Source organism: Alteromonas sp. HB246098 (assembly GCF_054890645.1).
This window is the reverse complement of record NZ_JBTZUG010000003.1, coordinates 342724-357139: the sequence shown is the minus strand read 5'-3', so window position 1 is coordinate 357139 and position 14416 is coordinate 342724. Positions and strand designations below refer to the sequence as shown.

11 protein-coding genes are annotated in these 14416 nt (G+C 44.3%); 7 read left to right on the top strand and 4 right to left on the bottom strand.

Annotated elements, in window-relative coordinates:
• Positions 1-83: 83 nt before the first annotated feature.
• Positions 84-443 carry a HopJ type III effector protein gene (locus ACYTPF_RS09530; protein ID WP_461852043.1) on the top strand — a complete coding sequence of 120 codons (360 nt, stop codon included), beginning with the start codon at positions 84-86 and terminating at the stop codon, positions 441-443.
• 64 nt (positions 444-507) lie between these two features.
• On the opposite strand, the gene ACYTPF_RS09525 is transcribed toward ACYTPF_RS09530, so the two are convergent.
• The 3 genes from ACYTPF_RS09525 to ACYTPF_RS09515 form a co-directional block, all read right to left on the bottom strand.
• Complete coding sequence (locus ACYTPF_RS09525; RefSeq protein ID WP_461852042.1) at positions 508-1737, bottom strand: retropepsin-like aspartic protease family protein; 1230 nt, start codon at positions 1735-1737, stop codon at positions 508-510.
• A complete protein-coding gene (locus ACYTPF_RS09520; RefSeq protein ID WP_461852041.1) occupies positions 1734-2183 on the bottom strand; it encodes an acyl-CoA thioesterase in 450 nt (149 codons plus the stop codon). Before ACYTPF_RS09520 ends, ACYTPF_RS09525 begins: the two co-directional genes overlap by 4 nt.
• Before the next feature lie 106 nt (positions 2184-2289).
• Complete coding sequence (locus tag ACYTPF_RS09515) at positions 2290-3000, bottom strand: FFLEELY motif protein (protein ID WP_461852040.1); 711 nt, start codon at positions 2998-3000, stop codon at positions 2290-2292.
• A 154-nt stretch (positions 3001-3154) separates the two neighbouring features.
• Here ACYTPF_RS09515 and ACYTPF_RS09510 point away from each other — a divergent pair, with 154 nt between their 5' ends.
• The 4 genes from ACYTPF_RS09510 to ACYTPF_RS09495 all read left to right on the top strand — a co-directional run bounded on the left by ACYTPF_RS09510 (position 3155) and on the right by ACYTPF_RS09495 (position 8329).
• Complete coding sequence (locus ACYTPF_RS09510) at positions 3155-3784, top strand: elongation factor P hydroxylase (RefSeq protein WP_461852039.1); 630 nt, start codon at positions 3155-3157, stop codon at positions 3782-3784.
• Positions 3781-4944, top strand: coding sequence for an ATP-NAD kinase family protein (locus ACYTPF_RS09505; protein WP_461852038.1), 1164 nt, complete (start codon positions 3781-3783; stop codon positions 4942-4944). Before ACYTPF_RS09510 ends, ACYTPF_RS09505 begins: the two co-directional genes overlap by 4 nt.
• Positions 4945-5063: 119 nt before the next feature.
• Positions 5064-5357 carry a YfcL family protein gene (locus tag ACYTPF_RS09500; RefSeq protein WP_179983857.1) on the top strand — a complete coding sequence of 98 codons (294 nt, stop codon included), beginning with the start codon at positions 5064-5066 and terminating at the stop codon, positions 5355-5357.
• Between the two features lie 218 nt (positions 5358-5575).
• On the top strand, positions 5576-8329 hold the full coding sequence (locus ACYTPF_RS09495; RefSeq protein WP_461852037.1) for a M16 family metallopeptidase: 2754 nt from the start codon (positions 5576-5578) through the stop codon (positions 8327-8329).
• Positions 8330-8391: 62 nt separating this feature from the next.
• Here the strand turns inward: ACYTPF_RS09495 and ACYTPF_RS09490 are convergent, their stop codons facing one another.
• Positions 8392-8646 carry a carboxymuconolactone decarboxylase family protein gene (locus ACYTPF_RS09490; RefSeq protein WP_461852036.1) on the bottom strand — a complete coding sequence of 85 codons (255 nt, stop codon included), beginning with the start codon at positions 8644-8646 and terminating at the stop codon, positions 8392-8394.
• A 162-nt stretch (positions 8647-8808) separates the two neighbouring features.
• On the opposite strand from ACYTPF_RS09490, the gene ACYTPF_RS09485 reads away from it, so the two are divergent.
• Positions 8809-12942, top strand: a complete 4134-nt coding sequence (locus ACYTPF_RS09485) for a two-component regulator propeller domain-containing protein (RefSeq protein WP_461852108.1) — start codon at positions 8809-8811, stop codon at positions 12940-12942.
• 67 nt (positions 12943-13009) lie between these two features.
• Positions 13010-14317, top strand: coding sequence for a short-chain fatty acid transporter (locus ACYTPF_RS09480; protein ID WP_461852035.1), 1308 nt, complete (start codon positions 13010-13012; stop codon positions 14315-14317).
• The last annotated feature ends 99 nt before the right edge of the window (positions 14318-14416 follow it).

Genomic DNA, 14416 nt, shown 5'->3' with positions numbered 1-14416 from the left:
TGAAAATAACGAAACCAGACCTGTTTCAGTCTGTGATGGTAGCCTAGACCTGCTATTATCGTTTTCTTTTTTTTGAGATAAACATGGCATACAGCAACATCCAAGACTTAGTTCAAGCAGTTACTCATTTCCCAGATACTATCGAATTTAACGACGTTATTGCGCTTATCGATAGCGCGTTTACTTTCACGCCCACTGCTTTTACCAATGGTGATGTGTCAAACGAAGCAAACCAGAACAGCGGCTCTTGCAAACTGCTCGCACTCGGTCAGCATTTAAACCTAAACCAAGCTCAAACGCTGGCCTTATTTGGACGCTTCTATCGCGAAGACGTACTTAATAACCCTAACGGCGACGACCACGCCAATATCCGCAACTTTATGAAAACGGGCCATGAAGGAGTGGCGTTTGAGACGTTTCCTTTAGTTGAGCTACAAAATTAACGCCCTGCGCGTAACTGGCATGAAAGGCGAGACACTTACAGCTCTCGCTTTTACGCAAATAGAATCAATCACGCTCAGTTAAAATCAATTCACTAGACTGGGGCATTATCGCAAAGTCAAATTGCCCTAAGACGTTCATTCCCAATAATCCATCAGAATCGGGTAATGCGTTTTCGGGCAGCACGATGGCTGAAACATCGTTGAACTCGTAGCCTGCGAAATAAAAGCGCGGTATTTGTACCAGTGGGGCTTCAATGGTTCCTGATGCGGTTCTAATGTTGAAGTTACCAATGAACGTGAGGTTTCGCATGCGACCTAAGCGAGCGAATAGTCGTGACGATATTGCTGTTGTGCTGGCACCCGTATCTAGAATCATGGTGGCTTTTTGATTAAGCGCCTTTGCTTCAAGGCGATATTGGTCGCCGATACGCTCTAAATCTACGCGTGTTTGATAACGTGCGTCCTCCGCGCCTGTCGGCGTTAGTTCACTGTTGTTCGGTGTAGTGTCGGCGTTAGCAATATCGCGTATTTCATAAGCTTTATTGCGAATGATATTTGCGTCTCTGTCGTTTAATGGCAAGGCGGCGAGCACATCTTCCATTAAGGTAAGCTTTTGCTGATAAGCGTAGGCTTCAGCCAGGTTAAGTGTGTAGTGTTTCGCGTCGGGAATGCGTTGATAAAGTGGCTCATTTAATCTGGCAACCAGTTCCCATTGTTCGTCTTGACTTAACTGCGTCTGTGCTTGTTGATACAAGGTGGCAATTTTTGTGTCAATAAACGTAAGCGTTTTGTTTGAAAGAGGCAGTTCAGCTAAGTCGTAGTAGTGCACTATCGCTGTAGGCAGGGGCTTGGTTAACTCAATTAGTTCAGCTTCTAGTAGCAGTAGTGATTCATTAAGCGGATCATTTTTCAGATACTTTGTAAGCTCTGTGGCAAGCAGTGCATATTGCCCATTATCGAGTAAAGCTGTTAGCTCTGACAGCTGGTCTTGGTCTAATTGAGATGAAGAGAAGCCTTGCCCTTTTATCTCATTTGATACCGTATTTGCCCCGCTGATGTCAGTGGGGAAATCAGTGCGAAAGTCAGAAGATCTTGGGTCAGAAATAGGTACTGCCTTACTTCCTACATTTAGACCGCTTTTGTGCTTTGCATTATCTTCTAGGCGGTGTTCATAGCTTGCCTCTATTTCATAAGCTTTATCATTGTGCTGTTTTAAGCTAACCCACAGGTATATATTAAAGCTTAACGAAACACACAACGTACATAGAAGCAACAATGCTAGCCAGGTTCTCATTTGGATATACAAGCCTCGCCGTATATGTCCACAAATTGCTTAGGCATCCTTTTGGGCGTACCAGTATCAAGGCTGACGCAAACAAAAGTTGTTAGTGCATCAAAAACGGGTTTGTTACGCTTTGGGCAGATGAACTGGAATTGGCGCTTCAGAGTTAGTTTGCGATCGCAAAACACTATCCAAGTTGCACATTCTAACGTATCTCCAAGATGTGTTGGCAGGTGGTAGTTAAGCTCGTGACGCTTAATAACCATGCCGCGGTTGAGCGATTGATAATCGGCAAACTGTAAGCCAAGGGCGTTTGAATGAGCCCACGCTAGGCTTTCTAACTGCGACAGATACGCCACGTTGTTCACATGCTGATAGTGATCAATATGTGTTTCATCAATATGCCATTGCTGAACATAGGGGTTGTCTAACATCCAATTTAGCGTGGTTGAGCTCAAACTTCTTCCTCATTTATATATCTTGTTTATACCCTAGCTGCTTCATTACCGTCGGCGTAGCGCAGTTGCTCACGAAGGCCTGTTTTTGCATTTCTTTCTTTGCAACTTAAACCACAGGTAATGGGTTATCTTCAGGTAAGATTAAATCGTCACTTAACAATGACTGCATAATTGCTTTTTCTCTTACCAAAACAGGTTGTATAAAGCCTTGCACATCGCCTAGCGCTTTAAATGCATTAAAACCACGCTCTAAAAACTCATGCAGAGCCAGTAAGCCAGCTAATTTGGCTGGACGTCGAGATAGCGAAATCAACATACCTATACCACGAATCTTTATTACGTCAGAGAGTTGATCGCCCAAATGAGAAATTATATCGATTTGATGCGCTCTGTCTTCCATCCTGCCCACATTGCGATAGGCCAGAGCGTAGTTATCTCGGTTAATTGGCTCTGAAGGAAAATGGCTTTGTAGATATTGGGCCATTTCCATGTCTAAATCGAACGATAGTGCATTTAATGATAATGCATCGTCCATGGCGTTCATGGCTTTGTCTGGCAATACTTTTGCGAGCTTAGGGATAACGCGAACTAAGTCAGCGTCGCGCTGGCTGAAATCTTTTGGCCCGTACAATTCATCTACAAAGAACGCCATGGCTTTTTGATAGCGTGTTTGCTGCGCCAAATCGTCGTGCGTGACCAGTAAACGCTCACACTGCCAATGCTGCAGCTGATGAATAATAGGCATTACACCCAACTGATTGGCCAAATCACGAAGGGCATTTACCCGATGAATATGTTTAATTATCTGTTGCGCCAAATGAGAAACTCCCTGTTGAACTAATGTGACTTGTTCGCTCTTGTAAACCTAGATTGACCTATGCCAGCATGCCTTTCAAGTGAGAAGACAAAGTTTTGCTGGTATACTCCACCGCCATTGATTTAGCTCACTCGTATAGAACTTATTTGCCGACATGAAGATTGCAAGTCATCACGCTAAGCCTGACTCAGACGTACCTGCGTTAATAGAATTGTTTAATTCTACATTTGAAGATTTTAATACGCGCTTGGTTTTAGGTGATGATGAACCCATTTACCTCCCAGCAGACGGTGAAAAACCTTACCATCAAATCGTGTTTGCCCATGGATTTTTTTCAAGTGCTTTGCATGAAATTGCACACTGGTGTATAGCCGGTGAAAAGCGCCGACTATTAGAAGACTACGGTTACTGGTATTGCCCAGACGGTCGAGATGCAGCGCAGCAAGCCGATTTTGAAAAAGTAGAAATTAAGCCACAGGCTATTGAATGGGCGTTTACTGAAGCGGCGGGCAGAAAATTTCAGGTAAGCACAGATAATTTAAATGGTGCTGAGCCCGACAGAGAAGGGTTTACCCGAAACGTAGCTGCTCAGCTAGAAGCCTATAAAGCGAATGGTTTTCCACCACGCGCTGAACGTTTTATACAAGCGCTGTCATCTGAGTTTGGCAAAAGTAAATTGTCTGCTTTACCCATCAGCAAAGCAACAGATAAGGCGGCTGGAAATGCGCCAACAGGTGTAGAAAGAAGCGAAACAGGTTACGGGATAGGAGTTGTTGCTGAATGAGTCAAGTTAGCACTAGTCAATCAGTGTCTGATCACAAGCCTACATTCAAGCTAGGCGTTATAGTTAACCCCTTTGCGGGTATTGGCGGAGCGCTTGCGCTTAAAGGTAGCGATGGTGCTGAGATTCGTGAAAAAGCCCTCGCTATGGGAGCAGAGAAAAAAGCTAACGAAAAAATGGCTAAAGCGCTCAGTATCGTACAAGCGTTGTCAGGCCAGTTCACAGTAGTTACAGCCTCAGGCGATATGGGGGAGACCGTATGTGAATCTCTAGGTATTCCTTGTGAAGTTATCTACACAGCCGATGCCGCGCAAACTGAAGGTGAAGACTCAGAACGCGCGGCTAAAGCCATGGTACACGCTAATGTTGACTTGTTGCTGTTTGCGGGTGGTGACGGAACCGCGCGCAATATTTGTAGTGTAGTGGGAACCCAAGTGCCCGTACTAGGCGTGCCTGCAGGATGCAAAATTCACTCTGGCGTATACTGTGTATCGCCGTCAGCGGCAGGGCAGGTAGTAAGTCAAATGATTGCTGGCGAGCTTGTAAGTGAAATGGACGCTGAAGTCCGAGATATTGACGAAAACGCCTTTCGCGACGGGAAAGTTATTGCCAAACACTATGGTGAAATGCGCGTACCCGCTGAACTCACTTACGTTCAAGCTGTAAAAATGGGCGGCAAAGAAGACGAGGCGTTGGTGCTTGATGATATTGCGGCGTATGTGAGCGAAATCATGGACGATGAGCCTGATACGTACTTTGTTATGGGCTCGGGCTCTACGGTAGGCGCTGTCATGGAGTTTCTTGGCTTAGACAATACCTTGTTAGGCGTTGATGTGGTGAAGCAAGGAGAGTTAATTGCAAGTGACGTTACTGCCAGTGAACTGATTGAGCTAACTCAAGATAAGCCCACGAAGGTCATTTTGACGGTTATCGGTGGTCAGGGCCACATCTTGGGGCGCGGAAATCAACAGTTAAGCCCGGTGTTTATTCGTCAGATTGGCAAGCAGAACATGCTTGTCGTTGCCACTAAACAAAAACTACAGGCGTTACACGGCAAACCGCTTCGTTTAGATTCAAGCGATGCTGCGCTCGATACTGAATTAGCGGGCGCCTTTACGGTTATTACCGGCTACAAAGACAAAGTACTTTGCCAAGCTGTTTAAGGGCATAGCGCCATATACCAAAGCAAACTCATAGCCTTTAGAACAACGAGGTTTGTCTCGAAATAAGAATTGAAATGTAGAGACAAAGAACTGAAATTAACAACAGAAAGGAGTAAGACGTGTTACCACCTGCTGCAGCACCAGAAAGTGTCGTTAAAGCTATTGCAGATATTGAGGCATCGCTTGATGACGTGGTAAATCATGGTAGCGATGATGAATTGTTTATTGCCAGCTACTTACAAGGCCATTTCGCGGTAGAGGCACGCCAACTAGAGATGGAAGAAGGCGCTACCGTTGCGATGCTTAATGAAAAAATGCTTGAGAGCCTTAATAAAGCTTTCGCTAACAACGAATTAGAAAGTGAAGATGCTCAACAAGTCAAAGCACTATGGGCACGGTTAGTCGCAATGTAATTGCGGCTTTCCTTATCTACTTTTTCATAAGCTTTTTCATAAGAGCTATCTCCCCTACGCGTCGTTTTTCCCTCTTTTACAATCCGTTACAGTTTTCTGCATCATAGCGCTTTATAAACTGTCAAATTGATTTATGTTTAGTGTTGGCGGCAAAGCCGTTTCATGGTGCTTGGCACATTTTCGTGTTTGGCACAGATAATAAGATTAAGGATGACGACATGACTGTACTTAAGCATCTCACCCAGCGTTTGAAAGTGAGCGTAGGTGTGCTGGCAGTAAGCAGTACGCTGTTAGGCTCAGCGTTTGCCAAGAACGATATTAATATTGATTACGAAAAATTTACTACTGATAACGGATTAACCGTAATTGTTCACGAAGACCGCAAAGCTCCAGTAGTTGCTGTGGCTGTGTGGTATAAAGTGGGCTCAAAAGATGAGCCAGAGGGTAAATCTGGGTTTGCCCATCTATTTGAACATCTCATGTTCAACGGTACCGAAAACTATGATGATGAGTGGTTCGGGCCGCTTCAAGAAGCCGGGGCTACAGGCCTCAACGGTACCACAAATTTTGACCGTACTAACTATTTTCAAACCGTCCCAACACCTGCGCTAGACCGCATTTTGTGGATGGAGTCTGACCGTATGGGTCACCTGTTAGGTGCAGTAACACAAGAGAAATTAGACGAACAACGTGGCGTTGTACAAAATGAAAAGCGCCAAGGCGAAGACCAGCCTTATGGTAGCGTATTCACTCATATTTTTGAGGGCTTATTTCCCATTGGGCATCCCTATCATCATACGGTAATAGGCTCTATGGAAGACCTCAACTCAGCGTCGCTTGACGACGTTAAGGGTTGGTTTAATCAATATTATGGCCCCAATAACGCAATATTGGTGCTGAGCGGCGATATCAACGCAGAAGAAGCCAAACCTTTGGTTAATAAGTACTTCGCTGATATTGAACCGGGTCCAGCGCTGTCTAAATGGGAAGCATGGGTACCGAAGCGTAGCGCTAACACCCGAGAAGTGATTCAAGATAAAGTGCCACAGTCGCGCATTTATCGCCTTTGGGTTTCACCTGAAAACACATCTTCAACTGCAACCGATCTGTTCATCGCCGCAAGTGTCATGGGGGATGGCAAAAACTCACGTCTTTATAAAGAACTTGTTTACGATCAGCAAATTGCTACCAATGCGTCGGTATTTAATTACGAGCTACAAATGGCATCCATCTTTGGTGTTACGGTTGACGTAAAAGACGGCGTTGACGTAGCAAAAGTAGAAAAAGAGATTGATAAGGTCATTAGCGAATTCTTGCGTAAAGGCCCTAGCAAAGACGAAGTTAAGCTCGTGTCGACGAAACAACGCGCTTCAATCATTCGAGGACTCGAAGAAGTAGGGGGCTTTGGCGGGAAAGCTGACACCCTTGCTAGCGGGGAGTTTATTGCTGGAGACCCTAACTATTTTAAAACTGAATTAGACGAGCTAGCAAAAGCGACGCCCAAAGACGTTAAAGCGGCTGCGAATAAATGGTTAAAAGAAGGGTGGCACCAAATCACGGTTGTGCCGTTTATTGAACATACAGCATCCACTGAAAGCGTTGATCGCAGTTCAGGTTTGCCGCCAATTAATGCAGAGACACAGCTAAGCTTCCCTGGGGTTACGCAGACCTCTTTATCTAACGGTGTGAATGTAGTGTTTGCGAAGCGCTCTACGGTGCCTTTAGTTAATGTGGCGGTGCAGTTTGATGCAGGTTATGCTGCTGATGCGGGCGGTAAACTTGGGCTTGCGAGTTTCACCACACAGATGCTTGATGAAGGGGCGGGTAAATACGATGCCTTGGAACTAGCTGCAGAGCTTGAGCAGTTGGGGACGAATCTAAATGCTGGCTCAAATTTAGACACTACAACAGTTAGCATGTCGATGTTGACAGAAAACATGAAGCCTTCTTTGGCGCTTTTGGGAGATATATTAAAATCGCCCACGTTTAAAGAAGAAGAGATTGAACGTCAACGTGGCCTTATATTAAGTAATATTGCACAGCAAAAAACGCGTCCTGTGAGCATTGCGCTGACTCTGCTACCGCCACTTATCTATGGTAATGATCATGCCTACGGTATTCCATTTACCGGTACAGGCGTTGCTCAAGACGTTAAAGAAATTACGCGAAGCGATTTAGTTAATTTCAAAAATACCTGGCTACGCCCTGATAACGCGACAATTTTTGTAGTGGGTGACACCACATTGGATACAATCAAGCCAATGCTGGAAAAAGAATTTGGCCGCTGGAAAGTCAAAGGCAATAAGGGCGTTAAACAAATTACCGAAGCGTCTATGCCAGAGCAAGGCCAAGCGATTATCATCGACCGTCCCGGTGCACAACAGTCTCTTATACTAGCTGCGCATTTAGCGCCACCAACAGGGGCCGACAATAATATAGCCATCAATGCTATGAATAAAACCCTAGGTGGTGCTTTTACGGCGCGTGTGAATATGAACCTACGTGAAGATAAAAGCTGGTCTTATGGTGCGTATACCTTCCTTCAAGATGCTAGAGGGCAGCGGCCGTTTATGGTTTATGCGCCAGTGCAAACCGATAAAACAGGGCCGTCTTTACTTGAACTCAAAAAAGAGCTCAATGCATATGTAGGGGATAAGCCGCCGATGGCAAATGAATTGGAAAGAGCTCGATTGGATGAAGTCCGCTCGTTGCCTGGTCAATTTGAAACAGCCAATGCGGTAATGTATAGCCTCTTATCAAGTGAGAGATTCAATAGAGAATATAATTATCCAGAGTCTTTGGTTGAAAAGTACAATGGCTTATCTTTAGACGATTTAAGTAGTGCGGCGAAAGAAGTGCTGCATCCGGAAAAATTGACTTGGATAATCATTGGTGATGCAGAAAAAATCAAAGCGGATGTTGAAGCAGCGGAGCTTGGACCTGTTAGTGTTCAAAGTATGAATTCGCTGTAATAAGTGATACTGCAGAGCAAGCGAAAGGGCCGAGAAATTTCTCGGCCCCTTTTTATTCAGAATTATTCGCTAAATTCGTCAAATGCGCGCAAAGCATCGGCAGCGTACATAAATGATGGGCCTCCGCCCATGTAAACCGACATACCATACACTTCTTCTATTTCTTCACGGGTAGCACCTAAATGCATTAAAGCTTTAGCATGAAAACCTATGCAGTCATCACATCGCGTTGCAATACCAATCGCAGAGTCAAGAGGCGTTTGTTTGTTGGTGACAAATGCGCCTTTTGTAGAATGGTGAGCGGCGACAACATGCACTAAAGTTAAACAAGTTTAATTAGCAGCTCCGTTTGTGATTTGAAGACAACCTCTCTGGTGAACACGACAAAATTTATTCTCTCACCCATTCGCGTGTTTGCAGTAGCTCTTCTAAATGTAGTGTTTATTAGTGTTGCGCTCGCATCTGGTTCAAACAAGTTAATGAATGAATATGCGGTTGAGCTTTTAACTGCTGAAGATGGCTTTGTTTCATCGGAAATCTATTCCATAGTGCAAGATCGCCAAGGATTCCTTTGGTTTGGCACAGCAGAAAATGGCGTAATGCGCTACGACGGTCGCAACGTCAAGCTCTTTGAGTCGAATAGCGAAGACGACCAAAGCCTTTCTCATAACGATGCCGGCAACTTAATGTTGGATGCCGAGGGCAATATTTGGGTGGGTACGTGGGGCGGTGGTGTTAACCAATACGACCCTACAACCGGTCAGTATTCGCGCTATTTAAATGTGCCTGATGATGCAAATTCTCTGTCATCAAACCGAATTCAGTCACTTTTTCAAGATAACGCAGGTGATATCTGGCTAGGCTCTTACGACAAAGGGCTTAATCGTTTTTTAGGCAACGGGCGATTTCAGCGAGTTCAAAAAGTACCAGGAGATAAAAACAGTCTTTCCCATAATCGCATTTGGGACATTATTGATAACGATGCTGATAGCCTTTGGGTAGCAACCAGCTATGGGATAAATTTGCTCGATAAAAAGACGCTAAACGTCAAACATTTCTTGCCCGAACCAAAAAACAAAACGGCTACAGGCGCAAATGAAATACGCAGCTTACTCCGTACATCTTCGCATCAGCTATTCGTCGCTACGCAAAACGGGCCCTTCTTATTCTTTCCAAGTTCCGGAGTCTTTTTGCCTCAAACGACACGAGAAGGTAAAGCACTAAGTCAAGTAAACTCAATGATTGAGGACCATGATGGTCAAATATGGTTCGTCACTACTGAGGGATTGTATCGACATACCGGAGAGGGGAACTATGTTGAAAAGGTCGACTTTGGTTATGAAAATGGCCTTCGCATAATTTTTGAAGACCATACTAAAACCAAGTGGATTACCAGTGAGGTTCATGGAATTTTTAGATTTTCTCCTCGCGGCAAAATTAAACAAATTAATAGTGAATTACTAACCGCACCAAGTGGTATCGCACTTGATAACGTCGATAAAAATGGCAATAAAAATGGCGATGTACTCATTGTTACGGCAAACGCCGACGTGTTCAAATGGAAAGTGAAAGAAGAGCTTTTGCAAAAAGAATACGACTCGGTATTTAAAGAGCTTAAAGGTTATAAAGAGCGTGGGGTTATAGAAAGACCCATTATAGTACCAGATCAAGAAGGGTTTCTGTGGGTGGCACAAGATGACTTTGTGGCCAGAGTTGACCGACGTACTAAAGCAATAAGCCGCATTGAATACCCTAAGACTGACAGCAATTATCGCCAGTTTCGTGAGTTCAGAGCACTTGAACTAGACAATAATGGCAACGTTTGGATTGGTACTTATAAGCACGGTATCTACATTTACAACAAGCATTCCGAGGAATTCAGACATCTCACAACCGAGGACGGTTTAACGCACCCAGAAATTCATAGTCTATATAAAGACGCCAGCGGCAATATGTGGGTTGGCACGGGCGGAGGTGTGAATTTGTGGTCAGCTGAAAGTGAAAGTTTCGCGTTCTTTAGTGGCGCAAAGGATCAGCAGGGAAGCTTGGTCGATAGCATTGTGGAAGACATTCACCAAACGAATGATGGAGAAATATGGGTAGCGACACAAACGGGACTGTATCAGTATTTCGCCGAGTCTAAATCCTTCAAGCATTTCAGTGAAAAGAATGGGCTGCCCACCACCTTAATAAGAGCTATCGCCGATGGCGATGATGGCAGGCTGTGGCTTACCACCAATAAAGGTGTTTTTCTTTATAATCCTGACACACAAAATGTTATTAGCTACAACAGTGCCACAGATTTGGCAGGTAAAAACTTTTACTCAGATAGCTTAATTAAAGCGGGTAAGAATACCTATTTTACGAGTAGTCAGCGGGGGATAGAGTACTTCAAATATAACCGAGAACAAATTGACGCCGTTAGCGCAAACATAGTTCTTACAGGTTTTAACAAAATGGGAGAATCAGTAGAGCTTAATAAGCCACTGTCCTATGTTACTGATATCGACCTTTCTTATGAAGATTACTTTTTTTCATTAGATTTTGCGCTTTTGGATTTTTCAGACCCTAAGCGCGCCCACTTTGCGTACAAGTTAGAAGGGTACGATGAGCAGTGGATTGATATTGGAAATCATACTTCGGTGTCGTTTACCAATTTAAATGGGGGAGACTACAGATTACTCGTAAAAGCCATGAAACCAAATGGAGAGTGGGGTGATGATACCCTATCGTTGAATTTACATGTGGCAGTCGCACCGTGGAAAAGCTGGTGGGCATATACTATCTACGGCTTATTTTTGTTAGGCATACTTGTATTGGTGGTTTATCTGCGCACCCGTCTACAGCAAACCGAAATCACTAAACAAAAACGCTTCGTTCAAACACTAGAGCAACAGGTCTCTGAAAAAACTGCGTCGCTAAAAGCGCAGGCTAATGATTTAAAACAAGCGCTCGAACGTGCTGAAGAGGCCACGAAATTGAAGTCTGAATTTCTCGCCAATATGAGCCATGAAATTAGGACGCCAATGAACGGAGTTATTGGCATGCTTGGCCTGTTGAAAAAGAGTGACCTAACAGCAGAACAAAGCCAGCGCGTGAGTATTGCTAAAACCAGTGCTAACTCACTACTTGTGCTTATCAATGACATCCTGGATTTTTCGAAGATAGAAGCGGGCAAGCTTGAATTAGAATCTTTGGATTTTGACCTAAGGGAGCTAGTGGAAAGTGTCGCGCTATCGGTAGCGCACTCAGCCCAAGAAAAAAATCTAGAATTAGTCGTTGATGTCTCTGAGATCAGCGAAACAAAGATATATTCAGATCCAAACCGGATTCAACAAATTCTGACTAATCTCTTGAGCAATGCCGTTAAATTCACTGAACAGGGTGAAATATACATTGCAGCAAAGTTGCTTCCAAGTGATGTTGAAAATGAAGCTATACTGCACTTAACTGTAAAAGATACGGGAATAGGCATCCCGGAATCCAAACTTCCTCATTTGTTCGACGCCTTCACCCAAGTAGACGCGTCTACAACGAGGCGCTTCGGCGGCACAGGACTTGGTTTAAGTATTACAAAGAATTTGTGTCATTTATTGGGTGGCGACATAAGCGTTGCGTCAGAGCTTGGCAAAGGTAGCTGCTTCAACGTTATATGCAAAGTTACGGGCTCAAAGGAAAGCACGACACTGCAACCTGAACTTATTAAAGAAAACACCCGTTGCTTAATAGTGGATAACAATGCATTAACAAGGCATACCTTGCAAAATCAGCTTGGGCTGTGGGGTGTGAATACGTTAACTGCATCGTCATTAGAAGAGGCTGCAACGCTTTACTTAGCTGACGAGATTAGTGAACAAGACACTTTAAGTATTGATATTTTGTTTTTGGAAAAAGTCGTTAATGACCACGAGCAAGACAATCAATTACTGAATTTTAAGGGTATCGAAAACTTAAGTTTCAGTCGTACTATTCTTATGACCAAATTAAGCGATGTCGATAGCTATAGCGAGTTTAGAGGGCTGCCAATTGACGAATGTCTGCCCAAACCTATAACGACAACAGATTTACTGAGAATACTAGAAAATACGGTAGGTAAACCCGGCACACAAAACGATTTGCATTCACGGCAGTTGGTTACGGGTACTGCAGACTTTGTAGAGCAACATCCAGATGAAGGTCTAGCAGAGCAAGAAACTGAAAACCGCCCCCTTACTATTGAAGCACCACGAATTTTGTTAGTTGAAGACAACGTGATAAATCAACTGGTCGCTACTAATGTGCTCGAAAGCGAAGGGTATGAGGTAGAAGTAGCGAACAACGGCTTAGAAGCGTTAGATATGTTGAAGAACTGCAAGCTTGAAGCTCAATACAGCGCAATTATTATGGATTGCCAGATGCCACAAATGGATGGGTTTGAAGCAACGAAATGCATCCGTGAAGGAGCGGCCGGAGATATCTATAAAAGTACGCCTATTATTGCGATGACGGCCAATGCCATGCAGAGTGACAAAGATATGTGCATGGCAGCAGGTATGGACGACTTTTTAACAAAGCCTATCGATCACCAAAAAGTAACCTCAACCTTACAGAAGTGGCTTAGCAAAATTAACTAGCCTCTCGCCAACGAGGAAGTAAACGCGTTAATATGCAACAAGTTTTTAACATGTTGTGAGAGCGTTAATGCTAAACCGAGCATCAAAACCCTTCGTCAAACTCGTCGAACGATATCTTCCTGACCCCTACATTTTCGTTTTATTGTTAACGCTCATAACGCTTGTCTTTGCGGTGGTCATTCAAGACCAATCGCCACTTACCACAGTTCAACAGTGGGGCGACGGCTTCTGGGGGTTGCTAACCTTCTCAATGCAAATGCTCTTGGTATTGGTAACCGGGTTTATGCTGGCATGCACGCCGCTAGTCAAGACACTGCTAGAAAGTCTCGCCCGTCTAGCTAAAAGCCCAGGAAGCGCTATTCTAATGGTTACTTTAGTGTCGCTTACAGCCAGTTGGATAAACTGGGGCTTCGGGCTAGTGGTGGGAGCGTTATTCGCCAAAGTACTTGCAAGAAAAGTGTTGGTTGATTATCGGTTATTGGTGGCAAGCGCGTACTCAGGCTTTATTGTATGGCATGGCGGTCTAGCGGGCTCTGTACCGTTAACTATTGCAACACCGGGCCATTTTTCAGAGGCACAAATAGGCGTAATTGGTACCAGCGAGACTATTTTTAGCGGCTTCAACTTACTGTTGTTGGCGATTATGTTTGTAGTTATCCCCCTCGTGAATCGTTTAATGCTCCCTCCTAAATCTGAAAGCGTGATTGTGGATAGCACAAAGCTACAAGACGATGCTTTACCTTCAGCAGAAAACGAAAGACCCGCCGATAAACTTGAAAACAGCAAAGTGCTTGGTTTACTGGTCGGTTTCGCTGGGCTTGCTTATCTTACAAATTATTTTATTTCTGGCGGCGGGCTAAACCTAAACATCGTTAATATGTTATTTCTTTTCCTTGCTATTGTCCTTCACGGTACGCCACGCAATGTTTTACATAGTTTACAGCAAGCGGTTCAGGGTGGCAGCGGAATAGTAATACAGTTTCCGTTTTATGCTGGCATCATGGCGATCATGGTGCAATCTGGATTAGCGCAGACTATGTCAGAATGGCTAATTAGTTTTGCATCTGCAGAGTCGTTGCCAGTATGGAGTTTTATTAGCGCAGGCATTGTTAATATCTTTGTGCCGTCGGGTGGAGGGCAGTGGGCAGTGCAAGCCCCTGTAATCTTGCCGGCTGCCGCTGAACTTGGAGCCGAAATAAATAGAGTTGCCATGGCGGTAGCGTGGGGTGATGCGTGGACCAATTTGATTCAGCCATTTTGGGCGCTCCCCGTACTTGCCATAGCCGGCCTGAAAGCCAAAGACATTATGGGCTTTTGCTTGGTTCAGCTTATCGTAACCGGTGTCATTATTTCCTTGGTATTGCGGTTTGTTTAAAACAGTATTTGCAAAGTGTAATTACAGCTAACAAGCAGACAATTAAGTGAACGGTACCACTGAAGTGCTTAACTCGCTCATCAAGTAGTCGAACAACGT

Excerpts from the sequence above, each read along its gene's own strand:
- ACYTPF_RS09525 (WP_461852042.1), bottom strand. The coding sequence starts at position 1,737 with ATGAGAACCTGGCTAGCATTGTTGCTTCTATGTACGTTGTGTGTTTCG.
- ACYTPF_RS09480 (WP_461852035.1), top strand. The coding sequence starts at position 13,010 with ATGCTAAACCGAGCATCAAAACCCTTCGTCAAACTCGTCGAACGATAT.
- ACYTPF_RS09505 (WP_461852038.1), top strand. The coding sequence starts at position 3,781 with ATGAGTCAAGTTAGCACTAGTCAATCAGTGTCTGATCACAAGCCTACA.
- ACYTPF_RS09495 (WP_461852037.1), top strand. The coding sequence starts at position 5,576 with ATGACTGTACTTAAGCATCTCACCCAGCGTTTGAAAGTGAGCGTAGGT.
- ACYTPF_RS09510 (WP_461852039.1), top strand. The coding sequence starts at position 3,155 with ATGAAGATTGCAAGTCATCACGCTAAGCCTGACTCAGACGTACCTGCG.
- ACYTPF_RS09530 (WP_461852043.1), top strand. The coding sequence starts at position 84 with ATGGCATACAGCAACATCCAAGACTTAGTTCAAGCAGTTACTCATTTC.
- ACYTPF_RS09485 (WP_461852108.1), top strand. The coding sequence starts at position 8,809 with ATGAATGAATATGCGGTTGAGCTTTTAACTGCTGAAGATGGCTTTGTT.